General features: G+C 69.5%; 13 protein-coding genes and 2 pseudogenes. 11 read left to right on the forward strand and 4 right to left on the reverse strand.

Translation table 11 applies throughout. The annotated features are described in order from the left end of the window. Positions 1-21 precede the first annotated feature (21 nt). From OHS33_RS34830 to OHS33_RS34845, 4 genes and pseudogenes are all read left to right on the forward strand, one after another. Entirely contained in the window at positions 22-405 is a 384-nt protein-coding gene (locus OHS33_RS34830; protein WP_330334420.1) for a hypothetical protein, read from the forward strand. Between the two features lie 251 nt (positions 406-656). After that, complete coding sequence (locus tag OHS33_RS34835) at positions 657-1,115, forward strand: MarR family winged helix-turn-helix transcriptional regulator (protein ID WP_330334421.1); 459 nt, start codon at positions 657-659, stop codon at positions 1,113-1,115. Between the two features lie 37 nt (positions 1,116-1,152). Then, complete coding sequence (locus OHS33_RS34840) at positions 1,153-2,607, forward strand: MFS transporter (protein WP_330334422.1); 1,455 nt, start codon at positions 1,153-1,155, stop codon at positions 2,605-2,607. Positions 2,608-2,719: 112 nt separating this feature from the next. Next, positions 2,720-2,899 (forward strand): annotated as a pseudogene (locus OHS33_RS34845) (DUF1330 domain-containing protein); the annotation flags it as partial. 212 nt (positions 2,900-3,111) lie between these two features. Here OHS33_RS34845 and OHS33_RS34850 read toward each other — a convergent pair. Next, positions 3,112-3,651: a hypothetical protein gene (locus tag OHS33_RS34850; RefSeq protein ID WP_330334423.1), complete on the reverse strand. Its 540-nt coding sequence runs from the start codon at positions 3,649-3,651 to the stop codon at positions 3,112-3,114. A gap of 755 nt (positions 3,652-4,406) precedes the next feature. On the opposite strand from OHS33_RS34850, the gene OHS33_RS34855 reads away from it, so the two are divergent. Next, positions 4,407-7,907, forward strand: coding sequence for a tetratricopeptide repeat protein (locus OHS33_RS34855; RefSeq protein ID WP_330334424.1), 3,501 nt, complete (start codon positions 4,407-4,409; stop codon positions 7,905-7,907). A 273-nt stretch (positions 7,908-8,180) separates the two neighbouring features. On the opposite strand, the gene OHS33_RS34860 is transcribed toward OHS33_RS34855, so the two are convergent. Both OHS33_RS34860 and OHS33_RS34865 read right to left on the reverse strand, forming a co-directional pair. Beyond that, a complete protein-coding gene (locus tag OHS33_RS34860) occupies positions 8,181-8,519 on the reverse strand; it encodes a trypco2 family protein (RefSeq protein WP_330334425.1) in 339 nt (112 codons plus the stop codon). 501 nt (positions 8,520-9,020) lie between these two features. Beyond that, positions 9,021-9,767 carry an alpha/beta hydrolase gene (locus tag OHS33_RS34865; protein ID WP_330335320.1) on the reverse strand — a complete coding sequence of 249 codons (747 nt, stop codon included), beginning with the start codon at positions 9,765-9,767 and terminating at the stop codon, positions 9,021-9,023. Positions 9,768-10,018: 251 nt separating this feature from the next. On the opposite strand from OHS33_RS34865, the gene OHS33_RS34870 reads away from it, so the two are divergent. From OHS33_RS34870 to OHS33_RS34880, 3 genes are all read left to right on the forward strand, one after another. Continuing rightward, on the forward strand, positions 10,019-10,354 hold the full coding sequence (locus tag OHS33_RS34870) for a hypothetical protein (protein ID WP_330334426.1): 336 nt from the start codon (positions 10,019-10,021) through the stop codon (positions 10,352-10,354). A gap of 167 nt (positions 10,355-10,521) precedes the next feature. After that, a complete protein-coding gene (locus OHS33_RS34875) occupies positions 10,522-11,022 on the forward strand; it encodes a MarR family winged helix-turn-helix transcriptional regulator (RefSeq protein ID WP_330334427.1) in 501 nt (166 codons plus the stop codon). A 26-nt stretch (positions 11,023-11,048) separates the two neighbouring features. Beyond that, positions 11,049-11,522 carry a hypothetical protein gene (locus OHS33_RS34880; RefSeq protein WP_330334428.1) on the forward strand — a complete coding sequence of 158 codons (474 nt, stop codon included), beginning with the start codon at positions 11,049-11,051 and terminating at the stop codon, positions 11,520-11,522. A 17-nt stretch (positions 11,523-11,539) separates the two neighbouring features. On the opposite strand, the gene OHS33_RS34885 is transcribed toward OHS33_RS34880, so the two are convergent. After that, the gene (locus OHS33_RS34885; RefSeq protein WP_330334429.1) at positions 11,540-12,523 is read right to left on the reverse strand and encodes a helix-turn-helix transcriptional regulator; all 984 of its coding nucleotides are present in this window, start codon (positions 12,521-12,523) and stop codon (positions 11,540-11,542) included. A gap of 71 nt (positions 12,524-12,594) precedes the next feature. Here OHS33_RS34885 and OHS33_RS34890 point away from each other — a divergent pair, with 71 nt between their 5' ends. The 3 genes and pseudogenes from OHS33_RS34890 (at position 12,595) to OHS33_RS34900 (ending at position 14,655) form a co-directional block, all read left to right on the forward strand. After that, complete coding sequence (locus OHS33_RS34890; RefSeq protein WP_330334430.1) at positions 12,595-13,017, forward strand: VOC family protein; 423 nt, start codon at positions 12,595-12,597, stop codon at positions 13,015-13,017. A 61-nt stretch (positions 13,018-13,078) separates the two neighbouring features. After that, positions 13,079-13,348 (forward strand): annotated as a pseudogene (locus OHS33_RS34895) (putative quinol monooxygenase); the annotation flags it as partial. 491 nt (positions 13,349-13,839) lie between these two features. Then, a complete protein-coding gene (locus OHS33_RS34900) occupies positions 13,840-14,655 on the forward strand; it encodes a hypothetical protein (protein WP_330334431.1) in 816 nt (271 codons plus the stop codon). Positions 14,656-14,899: the final 244 nt, after the last annotated feature.

Raw genomic sequence — 14,899 nt, forward strand, 5'->3', positions numbered from 1 at the left:
CGCGTAGATGAAAACGGAAGCATGAAAATCCTCGGTTTCTACCAAGAGTTTTGGCCCGAAAAGGCCGGCACGCCTGCGGGAAGCACTCGCGAGTTCATCCGACAAAACCAGTCAGCAGATGAAACCGACGTAGCACAATATCTAAGGTCAGGGCACGAACTCTTCGTGTTCATGGGGGAAGTTGGGGACATCCTCGGATCCGACGAGCGCATCCTTGGCGGCGATAACATCGTCACCGACGGAGAGTGGGTCTGGCGCGCAGACCTCGCCTTTTATCTGACGCACTACCACCTTGCACTCCCGGAGGAGTTTCTCCGCAAGGCTCGGGAAAACCAGTACACCGTACCGGACGTGGGTCGTGACCAACTCCGGCAAATCGACGAAGAAGTGGATTTGATTCTTTAGATCCTTCATCGGAATCTCGCCGAGATGCCCCTGATTGCTTAACCGTGCCCGGTGGGCACGGTCCGCTGTCAGGGTCTTGACGGGTGCAGAACGCCCGTGACGCTCCGCGATTCTTCGAGTTGCGACGCTTGAAGGATCACGTGAAGGGCCACGGGCATGTCCAACGACGCGACGCTGCTGTTCGGCTTGGTCGGGGTGGAGGTGGTCGAGAGATACATAAAGGATTCATATAAAACTGCTATGCTTCAGGCGTGAGTAGTCGAGACGCCGCGCACGGCGCTTCCGATGCCATCGGGTCAGCCCTCTACGGTCTGGCCACCAGGGCCGTGAGACGCCTTCCCCGCGACATGAGCCTGACGTCCGCCGCCACCTTGGCCACCCTGGACAAGACCGGCCCGCGACGGATCACCGACCTGGCGGTGGCCGAGGGCGTCACCCAGCCCGCGATGACCGTCCTGGTCCGGGTGATGGAGGAATCCGGGCTGGTCGAGCGGAAGGGCGATCCGTCCGACAAGCGGGTCACGCTGGTGTGCCTGACTGGGGCCGGCGCGTCGTACGTCCGTACGCGTCGCCAGGCGGGCGTCGACGCGTACGCGCGGTTGATCGACGAACTCACCGGTGACGAGGTCGAGGCCTTGGCAGCGGCCCTTCCGGCGCTGCTGCATCTGGCGGAGCTCGAAAGCCACGCCCGAGAGGAGTCGGACCGGTGACCGCGGCCCAGGCTCATGACCAGCTCATGACCAGCCCATGAGCACTGCCCCGATACGTTCCGAGGCACGTCTGCTGGTCCCCGCCCTGGTGTTCATCGCCCTGGTCGTGGCGGCGGTCGCCAGCCTCGGGACGCCGCTCATCACCAGCGTGGCGACCACGTTCCACGTCTCCCTCGACAGCGCGCAGTGGACGCTGACCATCGCCCTGCTCAGCGGCGCCGTCGCCACACCCGTCCTCGGCCGGCTCGGAGCCGGTCCGCACCGGCGGGCCACGGTTCTCGCCACGCTGGCGATCGTCGTCGTCGGCAGCGCGCTCACCGTGCTGCCGCTGCCGTTCGCCTGGCTGCTCGTGGGCAGAGCGGCCCAAGGCGTCGGACTCGGTCTCACGGCGCTGATGATGGGCGTGGCCCGCGACCATCTTCCCGAGAAGCGCAGCGCGACCACGATCGCCCTGATCTCAGTGGTCTCCATCATCGGAGCCGGCGTCGGCTACCCGCTGGCCGCGCTGCTCGCCGAGTTCGGCGGACTGCGGGCCGCCTACGGCCTCGGCCTGCTCGTCACCGTCATCGCCTTCGTGACCGCGTGGCGCTCCATGCCCGCAGCTCCCGAAGGCCGCTCCGCTCACGTGAACGTGGCCGGTGCGCTCGTCCTGGCGGGTGGACTGCTCCTCGTCCTGTTCCTGGCCGGCGAGAGGAGCCTGTGGAGCCGACACCTTGCCGTGGCGGTGACCCTTGCCGTCGCCGCCGTACTCCTGCTCTGCGTCTGGACCGTTTCCGAACTGCGAACCAAGACACCCTTGGTCGACGTCCGGGCGGTACGGCACCCGGCGGTCGCCGGGGCGAACGTCGCCATGTTCGTCGGCGGGAGCGGCATGTACCTCCTGCTCACGCTCATCACCCGCTACGCGCAGACGCCGCACAGCGCCGGCTACGGCTTCGGACTGACCACCTTCGTGGCGGGGCTGGTCCTCATCCCGTTCTCCGTGCTGGGGTTCGTCGCCGGCAAGCTCACGCCGCGGGTCCGCGAACGGATCGACGGCCCCCTGCTCCTGGCCGGCAGTGCCGCCATAGTCGGCGGCGGGTTCGTCCTGTTCGCCACCGCCCGGTCCAACCTGGCCGAACTGCTCGCGGCCATGGGCGTGCTGGGCTTCGGCGTCGGCAGCTTCTCGGCCGCCATGCCCGGCGTCATCCTGGCCGTCACCCCCAAGAGCGAGACGTCGAGCGCCATGAGCTTCAACTACGTCGTCCGCAGCGTCGGGTACTCCCTGGGCAGCGCCATCGGCGGTCTGGTCCTGGCCGCCGGCACCGCCACGGGCCGCCTCTTCCCGAACGACGACGCCTACACGACCGCGGCGCTGGTCGGCGTCGCCGCGATGGCGATCACGACGATTGCCGGCCTCGCCCTCGCCCGCCGACGCTCACCCGAGACCAATCCGATCACAGCCCCAGGCGGTGTGCCGGGGCCGGGCCGGTCGAGTCGAACCGAAAGCTGAGGATCGAAGCCGTCCGACTTCGACGCCGTCTCCGTCGGCTCGCTGACCCACAGCGCGCCGACCATGAATCTGAGCATACTTCTGAGCATCAATTCCGAACACAGGAGGTACCGTGGCCAAGGGCTATTGGGTCAGCGTCTACCGCACCATTTCAGACCCTGAGAGGCTGGCTGCCTACAACAAGCTGGCCGCTCCGGCCGTAAAGGCCGGGGGCGGTCGAACCCTCGCCCGTGGCGGTCGGGTCGTCGCACACGACGCCGGAATCGCCGAGCGCACCGTCCTGGTCGAGTTCTCACCAAGGGGTCATCCCCGCGTGTGCGGGGAGCAGGCTTACTGACCAGCCACTTTAGGTGGACAGATGGCCGTTCTAGACCACTTTCACCGAAACCGGCATTCAGCACATCCCACCCGTGTAGCGGCGGATCATGCCGCCCTGTTCCTTATCGCGCACCCGTACTCGCCCTGCCGCCCGGACAGGGTGATCGTCACGTACCGGTGTCACCCTCACTCCTTGACGCCATGCTCGGCCGCGAATGCCGCCCCCATGACCGTCCAGATCGCCATGCCCCACAGGGAGAGCGCGGAGATGAGACCCACCACGAGGCGAACGGTCGTGTCCGGGCCGTTCGTGAGCCACACAGCCATGCCCAATGCTCCGGCCGCGGCCAAGAGAGCCGCTGGCACCCGCAGCCGGGGCTGCTCGAACACTGCTGCGAGCGGGAGAAAGTGGAGCCCGACGACAATCGCGACCAGCGGGGGAATGAGCACTGGCAGTGCGGCGCGAGCGCACACCACGGCGATGGCGACGATCAGCAGCCACTGGAGACCGTTGATCTGATTGAACCGCCGACGTCGGGCGGCGGGGAAGGGACCACCTGCCGACGAGGGGAGAAAACGGCGCGCGGCGAGCATCAGCCCCAACGTGACTGCGCAGCCGACCGCGACCTCGACCAGCCGTGCCAAGCCGCCGTCGAATGCACTCGTGGCCAGCAGCCACCAGCCGAACCCGAACAACGCGAGGAACCCCACCCCTGACTTGAACATGATCGACACCCTAGGCGGAAGAGCAGCCCGCCGACCGGAGGATTCTCGAGTTGGCGCATGCCTGGCCGACCGGCGACTTCGTCTCCTGCACGTCCCCGAACTCAGCCGACTCTGCGGTCCGACCGCAACAGGGGCGAACGTTGCCTGACGCGGCACTGGCAAGGGCACCAATCACCGCGAACGACCGCCAGCCGCCTCGCGGCCGGCGCCACGGACGAGGCTGGACAACCTGAAGTGGTCCGGCCGCAGCACGGCCCAGCGGGCATCGCTGAAGGTCAGCAGCGCCGGCGCCCCGATGGCTTTCAGTTTGGCGGGCGCAGCCCTGCGGCGGGCAGATCCATGGCACGGGGACGGCTTGTCGCATCACCCGGTCCGAACGGAGTCGGTCCAGCACCTCGGCAGCAGACCCCTTCGGCCACGCGAGATTGGTCACGGCTGCTGCGCAGCCCACACGGCACACTGCACGACCCGCCTCGGCCCCGTCGGTGATGACCAGTGCCTACGCACTCCGGTCCAGCTCATTACGTACGCGCTCCGCGTCCTCGTCGCCGAACCACCGGGCATCGCGGCCACCACCTGCCGCAGCCCCTGCGAGGTACCGGTGCCCCGACCGAGCACTGACGCGGTTTCCGCTCCTTCGCACCAGGATAAGTAGCCACATACGGCCTCCACCTGTACCGCGGTCGGCAGGGGGAAAAGGAAAAGAGTCCCGTACCAGGTACCGGAGGCAACCAGCACGAAACAGGGGGCGGTTGATGGAGTTCGAGCGGCGAGTGCAGATCCGGGTGACCCGGCTGGTGAAGGGGAAGAGGACGAAGGGGTTCGGCTCCGGCTACCTCGTCGCACCGCGGCTGGTGCTGACGGCCGCCCACGTCCTGGACCACATGGACCACAGAGACCGCATGGACGGGGATGACGGCGACGAGAGCACCGGGGGACCGGTGACGGTGAGTCTGCCGGGCACCAGTGAGCGGGAGTTTCCCGCGGTCGTGCGCTGGCTGCGCAACGACGACACCGTGGATGCCGCGCTCATAGAGATCGCCGACGGCCACGGCCACGACTGGCAGGCACCGCAGTCCCTCGGCGACCTGCTCAGCCGGCCGCCCCAGCGCTACGGCGCCCTCATCGGAACCCGGGCCCACCCGGTCACCGCGAGCGGCTTCCCCCGCATGCAGAAGGACACGACGGACGGCCGACGCCTGGACGAGCAGTTCACCGGCTCCATCGTCCCCGGAAGCGGATCCCTTGCCGGACGCTACGAACTCACCAGCACCGACCCCACTCCCCGCGCACCGGATACTCCCCGCGCGACGGACACCCACCACGCGACGGACACCCCCCGCCCACCGGCCACTCCCGTCGCCGGAAGCCCCTGGTCAGGCATGTCCGGCGCAGCCGTCCTCACGGACGACGGCTTCGGCGGCGACCTGCTGTGCGGCGTCATGCGCCGCGACCGCCAGGCCGACGGAGGCACCCGCCTGACCGCCACGCCCGCCGCGGCCCTCCTCACCGACCCGGCGTTCCGCGCCGTCATCACCGAACACACCGGCTGGGAACCCGTCCTGGAGCCCGTCGAACCGGTGCGGCTGCTCACCTCCGCCGCGGTCGACCGCACCTTCCGCTCGCCCGCCTCCCTGCTGCGCGCGGACGCCGAGGCAGTCGCCTTCCACGGCCGTGACACCGAACTCGCGGACCTGCGCGCCTGGTGCGAGAACACGCCGGACGCGTTCGCGATCCACGTCATGACGGGCCCCGGCGGTCAGGGCAAGACCCGCCTCGCCCGTCGGCTGGCCGACACCCTCGGCTGGGCCGGCTGGGTCACCGGACACCTCCGCGCCGACCTCACCGACACGCCCGCCCCTGCCGTTGACGGCGTCCCCCCGGACCTCACCACGCTGAACACCACCCTCCCGCTGCTCCTCGTCGTCGACTACGCCGAAACCCGCCCCCACGTCGTCCGCCGCCTCATCACGCACCTCTACCGTTCCCGCCACCGCGTACGACTGCTCCTGATCGCCCGCTCCGACGGCGCCTGGCGCACCGCGGCCTTCCAGGCCGTTTCCGACGTCCGGGACCTCCTGGAAGAGGCCCCCGTCACCCCGCTCGCCCCGCTCTTCCCCACCGACCTCCCCACCACGACGTCCACCGAGACATCGACTCAGAACCGACGAACCGCCTTCACACGCGCCGTCGGCGACTTCGCCCGCCTCCTCCCCGAAGTCCCCACCCTGCCCCAGCACGATGACTGGGCCGCTCTCGCGGCCACGCTCCGGGCACCCGCCGACCTGGCCCATCGCCGCTACGACAACATCCTCACCCTGCAGATGACCGCCCTGGTCACGCTCCTCCAGCACGGCCCCCGCCCGGTCGATTCGCCCCCGGGGACACCGCCGGAACGCACCCTCATCAAGCACGAGGAACACTTCTGGGAGGACAGCGCGAACACCTCCACATACCGGCTCGACCTGCCCGTCCCGGCTCTCGGCGCCGCAGTCGCCGCGGCGGCCCTGTGCGGGGCCGGCACGCAGGACGAGGCCCGGCGGATCGTCGCCACCCTGCCCGGTCTGCCCGAACACCAGACGGCGACGGCCACCGCCTGGCTGGCCGGCCTGTACCCGAGCGGCGAATCCGGTCACTACTGGGGATCCCTGCAACCCGACCGTGTCGCCGAGTACCACGTTTCGCGGGCCCTGGACGAGAAGGGCATCGCGTTACCAGCGCTGCTCGCCGCGGGCAGTCATGCCCAGCAGGCCCAGGCCGTCACCGTCCTGGCCCGTGCCGTCGTAGCCCACTCCAACGCGGGCCGCGACAGTGATGTCGAACGTACCCTCCTCGCGCTCGACAGCGCTCTGGACGACGTTCCCTTGGCCTACCAGGCCGTCCAGACCGCCCTGGCGGCACTGCCCCACCCGTCGCGCGTCACCCTGGACCTCAATCTTCGGCTTTCCGGCGCTCTCGTCCTCGCAGACCGGCGACGCGCGCAAGACGACCCGCACGCCCACGACCCCAACCTCGCGCGCTCGCTGTCCAACCTCGGCAACCGGCTGGAGGAAGCCGGGCACTGGCGCGAGGCACTCGCGGCCACCACGGACGCGACGACGATCTACCTCCGGCTCGTGGGCGAGGATCCGAACGCCCACGTCGCGCACCTCGCCACCTCGCTGTCCAACCTCGGCCTCCGGCTGTCGGAGGCGGGGGAGTGGGACAGGGCCCTGACGGCCACGGAGGAGGCGGTGCGGATACGACGCCTGCTCGCGGCGGAGAACCCGGAAACCTTCAATCCCCAGCTCGCCGCCGCGTTGACCAATCTCGGACTCCGATTGTCCGAGGCGGGCAAGCCCACGGAGGCCGTGAAGGCCAGCGAGGAGGCGGTGGCCATCTACCACCGGCTGGCGGCGGCCAACCCGGACTCAGCCTGGGAGCCCGAGCTGGCCGCCGCGTTGACCAATCTCGGAGGCTGGCTGGGGCAAGAGGAAACGGGCCGCCTGGAAGAGGCGCTCGCCGCCGCGAAGGAAGCGGTGGCCATCTACCACCGACTCGTGGTGGGCAATCCGGACGCCTACGAGCCCCACCTCGCCGCCACCCTGTCCAACCTCGGCCTCGGGCTCGCGAGGGAGGGAAAGCTGGAGGAGGCCTTGAGCGCCACCGAGCGGGCGGCAGGGATCTACGAGCGGCTGGCGACCGACAACCCGCACGCCCACGAACCCCGCCTCGCCACCGCGCTGTCCAACCTCGGCATCTGGCTGTGGGAGACGGAGAAGCGGGAAGAAGCTCTGGCCGCCATCGAACGGGTGGCCAGCATCTACGAGCGGCTGGCGACCAACAATCCGCACGTGTACGCACCCAAACTCGCCACCACGCTGACCAACCTCGGCGTCTGGCTGTCGAACACAGAACAGCGGGAGGAAGCCCTGGCCGTTGCCGAACGGGCAGTGGAGTCATGGCGTCGGCTCACCGCCGACAACCAGGTCGCCTACGGATCCAACCTCGCCGAATCTCTCTTCTTCCTGGCCCTGATGCTGCTGCTGGCGGACGACCTTCCGAAGACGTTGCGCACGGCAGGAGAAGCCGTCGCGTACGAACGCGGGCACAGGGGCGCTCCCGCGGTTCCCTCTCTACACCTCAAGCTCCACACCGTGCTGACCATGAAGGCGAAGTCGCTCGACGATCTGGGGAGCCGCCGGGAAGCGACGGAAGTCCGACGCTGGCTCGCGGCGAACCCGCTTCCTCCCGGCCCTCCCCACAACCGCCCCTAACCCCTCAGGAGCCGTATCTCAACCGAACATGATCGCTGAGTCTTCGCTGGTCAGGAATGGTTTCGGTGGGATGAGGGCGGGCACAGGCAAGTACAACTGCGACAACAGGGCCTCCGGGTACTCGGTTACGGATTCGCATCCCCGAGCTACCAGGAGGCCCTGCCTTCATGCACCAGCCGTCCGGAGATCACCCACGGGGGAAACCTGTTCGACCCGCACGTTCCAAGATCGGTTGAGATGCAGGTTCTATCCCCTAACCCCTAACGCCCAGTGTTACTCCTCGTCGCTGATGTCTACGTCCCCGCCGCCCGGCGCGTGCGGGTTCAGCTTCACGGTCAGCTTGTGGATGTCCTTCGTACCGCTCTCCTTCTTCCCGCCGAGGCTGATCACGCTCCACCTCAGCCCGCCGTTGACGCCCTTCGTCCGGGTCAGCTCCAGACCCAGCTCCACCGTGATCTCCCCGAGCGTGAACAACACCCCCTTGTCACCGCCCTCCGCGGGGTCCGCGAGCCGGTTCTGGGCCTCGGCGATCTGCTCCCGTAGCAGCGTGACCGCGTCCGCCAGGTCCATCCACTGCTCATCCGCACCGTACGTACCGTACGAATCGGCCATCGTGGTCCCCCTTCTCACTCCATCGCACTGCTTCTGACGTCCGGGCACTCCCCGCGCCCCGACCCAACGGTTCTCTCCCACAAGCAGATCGACCAAACCGCACCAGCCCCCCTCTCAGCGCTTCCGGTTACGCGGCAGGGCCGGCCATGCGTTACGATTGATCTTGTTCTCGCGGCCGGGATTCCCGGCGGTGGGGCTCGCGTTGGTGGTCCAAGGAAAGGCACCCCACTTCCCGTGGGGGGATGCAGGTGCAAGGCCTGCCCAGCGCTCGATCAAGGCCCCGGTCTCCTCAAGGAGACCGGGGTCTTTGCCGTGCCAGATGCCGGAGTCGCGATCCTGGTCGTGCCGCACCCGCCGTACCCCGACGGGCCCCTGCCAAGAGTCTGGCAGGAGCCCGCGGTGTAGGGAGCCGAGGAGGGCCGGGACCTGTCCCTGGATGAGCAGCATCCCGGCCAACACTGCTACTCGGCTACCGTCCGCTGGTGGCCTGACGGCCCGGCATCACTTCAGGTGCCGGGTGAAGAACTGGGCCGCGGCGTCCCCCGCGAACGACGGTACGCCGGTGTGCCCGCCCATATTGGCGTTCAGCGTCTTCTCCTTGGAGCCGAAGGCGTCGAACAGGTCCAGGGCCGCCTGCCGGTCGTTCCCTTCGTCGTCCCACTGCAACAGGACGTGCAGAGGAATGGTGACCTGGCGGGCCTCCTCGTACATGGCCCGGGGGATGAAGCTCCCGGCGAACAGAACGGCGGCCGAGATGCGCGGCTCGACCGCCGCCAGCCGGGTCCCGATGGAGATCACTCCGCCCGAGTACCCGACCGGGCCGCCGATCTCGGGGAGCGCGAGGAGGGCGTCCAGGGCGGCCTGCCATTCCGGTACCGCCTGGTCGACGAGGGGGAGGATGAGCGCGTCGATGATCTCGCCGGTGACCGGCTCACCGGCCTCAATGGCCCGGCGCATGTCGGCGTGGGCCTGCCCGGCGGCGGGCGAACGGGGCCGGTCGCCACTGCCCGGGAGCTCGATGGTGGCCGAGGCGAAGCCGTCCGCCGCGGCGTGCCGGGCCCGGGCCGCCAGTCGGGGGTACGCCTTGCGCAGCCCGAGCGGAGGAGGGCTTACGAGGATCAGCGGCGCCGGTGCGGACGCGGACGCGGACGCGGGCGTCCACAGGATGCCGGGGATCTCGCCGAGGGTGAATTCGCGCTCGAGGACGGCGTCGTCGAGGCGTTGTTCAGAAGTGAAGTTGAAGTGCATGGTCGTGCCTTTCGGGAGTGCCACTGAACGGCGCTCCCGGACGACCTATCGCCCGACCGTGACCCCGGAGGAGAGCACCCATGTCGAAACTGCGTTCACAGGTACCACCTCCTCGGTCTCTTGCACGGCCTCCGGAAACGTAGCAGTGGCCGCCGTGGTTCCGCCAACGGGTTTTCGCAGAGGCTCGAAGTGTGTCCAGCCTCGGGGGCTCGGAGTGCAGACGGCGAACAGGGTATGGAGGTCCGGTCGGAATGAAGATCACGGTGTTGACGGTGGCGGACTGCCCGAACGCGCAGCCTGCGCTGGAGCGGATCACCACCGTGCTGGACGGGCGAGAAGCACAGGTCGTACTGGTCGAGGTGGCCGATGAGGCCGAGGCTGCCCGGCTGGGTATGTGCGGTTCGCCGACGATCCTGATCGACGGCACCGACCCGTTCGCACCGCCCGGTGCCACACCGAGCCTGTCATGCCGCCTCTACCGGGGCGCCGACGGCACCGTGTCGGGAGTACCTGACGAGGCCGCCCTGCGCCAGGCCCTCGCCGGCACCACCGCGCCCGGTCGGGAGGCCGGGACCACGGACTGCTGAACCCCCAGGCCCTCGGAAGCCGCACACATCGGCAAGCGGACCCTCGCCGACACCCACCGCATCCCTGCCCCGGCGCCCCTCCCGGACCACCGCCTCGTCGAGGCCGCCCGACCTCGTGAGCGCCTTGCCCGAGTCACGGCAAGCGCGCTCGCGCCGCCCGTTGCAACGTGCCCGCGCGCTCGGCAGGCGGCGACACCCTCGCGCTGGAGACGGCCGCAGCCGTCCGGTCGGCCTCGCAGGCGGTCGACCGGCTGAGGTCGCACGGTGCGGGGGGACGCGGGCTCAGCGCGGGCGCGCTCGACGTCCTCGCGCGACTGAGTACGGCCGTGGACGAGGGTCTGAGCATCGGTGAACTGGCCCGTGCGGCGGGGGTGAGTTCCCGCAACGTCACCGGCTTGGTCGACACGCTGGAGGGCGACGGGCTGGCGCAGCGGGTCCAGGACCAGCGCGACCGCCGGTCGGTACGTGCCAGGATCACACCGGCCGGTCTGGACTGGCTGGATGCCTTCCGGCAGCCGACACAGCGCGCCATGTCCGCCGTCTTCCAGGGCTTCACCGAAGACGAACTCGCCCGCTTCCGCGACCTGTCCCTGCGCGTCGTCGAGAACCAGCAACGCATCGAGCAGTACCTGAACTCGGCCCACCACGACCAGCCGCCGACCACCTGAACCGACCGACAACGAAGGAGTTCCGCATGACCACCAACCCGGCCAACCAGGCCGACGCGGCCGACCCGACCAGCGCGACCGACGCGGCCAGTGCGGCCACCCGGCGTACCGTCAGGGCCTACCACGAGGCCCGGTTCCGGGGAGACGTCACCGCGGCCGCCGCCCAGATCGGCGAAGGCTTCGGCTTCCGCAGCCCGTTCATCACCTCCGACAGTCCCACGGGCCACCTCGACGGCCTGGACGGACTCCTCGGCATCGTCACCGGCGTGGAACTGATCAGCGAGCTGTACGGCGAGAGCGAGGCGACCCTGGTCTACGACGTCCACACCGCCCCTGCCGTCGGCATCACCCAGCACACGGCCGAGCACTTCCGCCTGCACGACGGCCGGATCACCTCGATCAAGCTCATCTTCGACGCCGCGCCCTGGCAGGCCATCATGTCCACGGCCGGCCCGACCTCCGACGCGACCCCCGACCAGGCCGTCTTCAGCGCAGGCTGAGCCGGCCAAACGCCTCCCTACCGGGCCTGCCCGTTCACCTTGTCACGGTGTGTCACGTTGTCCTCGAACAGTTCCCGGGTACGGCGCAGCAGAGCTTCCCGTACGTCGTCCGGTGACAGGACCCGCAGCGGTGTGGCCAGGCTGAGGAGGTACCTGGCGAGCCCGTCCGCGTCGGGGCCGCCGATGTCGACGACCGTGGCGTCGGGGCCTTCCGGGCGATGGGTGCCGACCGTCGGCGGGATCAGCCGTAGCGCCTGCTCCATGGGCAGAGGGAGGCGGATCGTCACGTAGAGCGGGTAGGCGCCGGTCGCGATGGAGCGGGAGACGAGCAGCGCCGGGTCGGGTGGGTCGGTGAGTTCCACTGGGTGCCCGGTGGGCTGTATCCGGCCAACCCTGTCCGCCCGGAAGGTACGCCACTCGTCCCGCGTCACGTCCCGGGCGACGAAGTACCAACGGCGTCCCGTGTGCACCAGGCGGTATGGGTCGACCTCCCGGAGCGTGGTCTTCCCCTCCCGGTCGCGGTACGACAGGCGGCTGCGCTCGCCGCGGCGGCACGCGCCGGCCAGTTCCAGCAGCGTGCCGGGCGCGATCTGCGGTGCGTCGGGCCGTGTGGTGTGAACGAAGGCGGCGTCCATCTCGCCGAGCCGGTCCGCGATCCGGGGTGGCAGGACCTGACGCAGTTTCAGCAGAGCGGACAGCGCGGCCTGGTCGCCGCCGAGAACGCCGCTGAGGGCGGCCTCGCGCAGCCCGACGGCCACGGCGAGCGCCTCTTCGTCATCGAGGATCAACGGCGGCACCCGGGCTCCGGCGCGCAGGCGGTAGCCGCCCCACGGCCCGGGTTCGGATTCGACCCCGTAGCCGAGTTCCCGGAGCCTCGCGATGTCACGCCGCACCGTGCGCTCGGTGACCGCCATCCGGCCCGCCAGTTCGCCACAGGTCCACGACGGGCGCGCGGACAGCAGCGAGACCAATCGCAGCAGGCGGGCGGAGGTACTGATCACCTTCCGAAGTATCCCGCAAGATCGCATGACCAGGACCGAACCTGTCCTGGTCCCGTCATAGCGTCCTCCTCATGAGCCCTGAAACCACCTCCACACCCACGTCCGCACCCACCTCCACACCCACGTCCGCACCCACGATCCGCTACGCGGCCGTCACCTTCGACTGCCCGGACCCCGCCGAACTCGCCCGCTTCTACGGCGACGCCCTCGGCCTGCCCGTCGCCTACTCCACCGATGACTTCATCCTGCTCGGCCAGGAGGGCTCGGCCGGGCTGGGGTTCAACCGGCTGGCCGATTACCGACGTCCGACCTGGCCGGACCCTTCCCAGGAGAAGCAAGCCCACATCGAACTGGGCGTCGATGACCTGGATGCCGCCCAGTCCCGGCTGGTCGCCCTGGGGGCCGTCAAGCCCGCAACTCAGCCGGAATCCGACCGGTGGCGGGTCCTGCTGGACCCCGCGGGCCACCCGTTCTGCATCACCACCCTGGCCTGAGCACGATCGGCAGACTGATGGCCATGAAGGCACCCCCGGGCAGGACAGCGGTGAACTCGCCGCTGTCCTGCTGAGGGCGGGGGAGAGGATGCGCGGCTTCCCTGGCTGCGAGATCTATCTGATCAGCCAGGACGCAGCCGATCCGGACACCGTGCACGTCACCGAGGTCTGGCAGAACGACGCCAGCGCGCAGGCGGCCCTCGCCGCTCCACCGCCCACTGACGGTCCCGGCCCCGGAGAAGTCCTCGCCCTGCTCTCGTCCCCACCGCGCCGCACAGACCTCACCGTCATGGACGGAGTAGGCCTCCCCACTCCCGACGGCCAGCCCTGACACCCGCCCCTGGCTGCAGGATGGCCCGCTCGGAGGCCATTCCTACGGCCGGGCCGCGTACGCCCCGGCCCCGCCACGCCTGTCGTGCCGCTGATGACGTAAACGCTGGCCGAACGGCGGCCAGCAGCGCTGCCCTTCGCGTCACGGACATGCACGGGACCTGAACTTCCAGTTCAGAGGCTCTTCTACGCACGCGACGCCCGGATACCCGACGACGTCCACTCCACCCGCCAGGACTACGAGCACAGCGCCAGCGCCCGCCTCGTGCGGGATCGGACCCAGCTGCCCCACAGCTCAGCAGCCCAGCCCAGCCCAGCCCAGCCCAGGAACGGGAACCTCGGTCGGGCTACGGCCTGCGCCCGTCCCAACCCCTGCAGAAGTCTTGCCGCGACGAAACGATCCGTCATGCCAACCCCCACAGTCGCGATCAGCCCGAGCAGCGCGGGACTCCGTCCGAGCCGCGCGGGACCCCGTACTCATATCCTGAGCTGATGTACGAAACCTCAGCGACTCTGGCTGCCGCCCGCTGGCCGCTCGCCGCGTCCGCGGAGACCGACTGGCTGAGGGACCTGGCCGACGACGACGGGCTCACCGGGTTCATGCCGCCGGGGCTGCCCGATGCGGCCTGGGTGCTCCACTCCATGTACGAACACGAACTCGGGCCCTTCGACATGTCGTACCCCGAGTACCTGCGAGCCTTCCTGAACAGCAAGAGCGCCGCCCCCGAGATCATCCCGGGCCTCGACCCCGCGGAAGTGGTCGACGATCCCTCGGTCACCTCCGCCAAGTCCCGGGGCGAGCACCCCGGAGCACGCTGGCACCGCCTGCACTGGGCGGAACTCACCAAGCGAACCGGGGATCCGGTGGTCCCCGAGGGTCACCTGCCCTGCCCCACCTCCTTCCCTTCGCTCTGCGGGCCGGGCCGCTGGCCGGTCGGCATCACGGCCCCTTCCGAGGGCAGCCTGGACCGTGCCGACTGGAACCGGCTGATCGAGATCCTCACCGAGCACAGCTCTCAGGGGCCGGACACCCGCTGCCTCGCCTACTACACCCCGCTGGGCCAAGGGGCGGAGGACTTCGACCACCTGCACGTCCGGGCGGGCCGGCTCGCGGACGCCGCGGCCTTGTACGACCACCCTGACGAAGAGTGGTGGACCCCGTCCAACCTCTGGGCTCACGACCGATCCTGGGTCCTGTGCACGGACTACGACCTGTGGGCCACGAAGCTCTCCGGCCCGGCCCCACTCATCGAAGCCCTCCTCGACGACCCGGAGATCGAGGCCCTACGCCTTCCCTGGTCCCACTGAATCCGACCACCCGAGGCAGGATCGACCAGGCCGTGCCGAAGGGGCCGGCAGATCGCCGCAGCGCGGCCAGGGCCCACGGCGTGCGGTCTCACCAAGGACGAGACGGCCGAACTGCGCACCTGGGCCCAGCGCTGGGTGAACGACCTCGACCAGCGCCTGCACCACGACAACAGCCACGACAACGCCCCCGACAGCGGCGGCCACGGCATCTGACGGTCCACCAAGGATCCGCGCACACGCCCGA

It is taken from the genome of Streptomyces sp. NBC_00536, assembly GCF_036346295.1.
Classification (GTDB): domain Bacteria; phylum Actinomycetota; class Actinomycetes; order Streptomycetales; family Streptomycetaceae; genus Streptomyces.

What these genes read in the sequence shown, in the direction of transcription:
- OHS33_RS34830 (WP_330334420.1), top strand. Translation starts at nt 22, where the DNA reads ATGAAAATCCTCGGTTTCTACCAAGAGTTTTGGCCCGAAAAGGCCGGC.
- OHS33_RS34840 (WP_330334422.1), top strand. Translation starts at nt 1,153, where the DNA reads ATGAGCACTGCCCCGATACGTTCCGAGGCACGTCTGCTGGTCCCCGCC.
- OHS33_RS34850 (WP_330334423.1), bottom strand. Translation starts at nt 3,651, where the DNA reads ATGTTCAAGTCAGGGGTGGGGTTCCTCGCGTTGTTCGGGTTCGGCTGG.
- OHS33_RS34855 (WP_330334424.1), top strand. Translation starts at nt 4,407, where the DNA reads ATGGAGTTCGAGCGGCGAGTGCAGATCCGGGTGACCCGGCTGGTGAAG.
- OHS33_RS34860 (WP_330334425.1), bottom strand. Translation starts at nt 8,519, where the DNA reads ATGGCCGATTCGTACGGTACGTACGGTGCGGATGAGCAGTGGATGGAC.
- OHS33_RS34865 (WP_330335320.1), bottom strand. Translation starts at nt 9,767, where the DNA reads ATGCACTTCAACTTCACTTCTGAACAACGCCTCGACGACGCCGTCCTC.
- OHS33_RS34870 (WP_330334426.1), top strand. Translation starts at nt 10,019, where the DNA reads ATGAAGATCACGGTGTTGACGGTGGCGGACTGCCCGAACGCGCAGCCT.
- OHS33_RS34880 (WP_330334428.1), top strand. Translation starts at nt 11,049, where the DNA reads ATGACCACCAACCCGGCCAACCAGGCCGACGCGGCCGACCCGACCAGC.
- OHS33_RS34890 (WP_330334430.1), top strand. Translation starts at nt 12,595, where the DNA reads ATGAGCCCTGAAACCACCTCCACACCCACGTCCGCACCCACCTCCACA.
- OHS33_RS34900 (WP_330334431.1), top strand. Translation starts at nt 13,840, where the DNA reads ATGTACGAAACCTCAGCGACTCTGGCTGCCGCCCGCTGGCCGCTCGCC.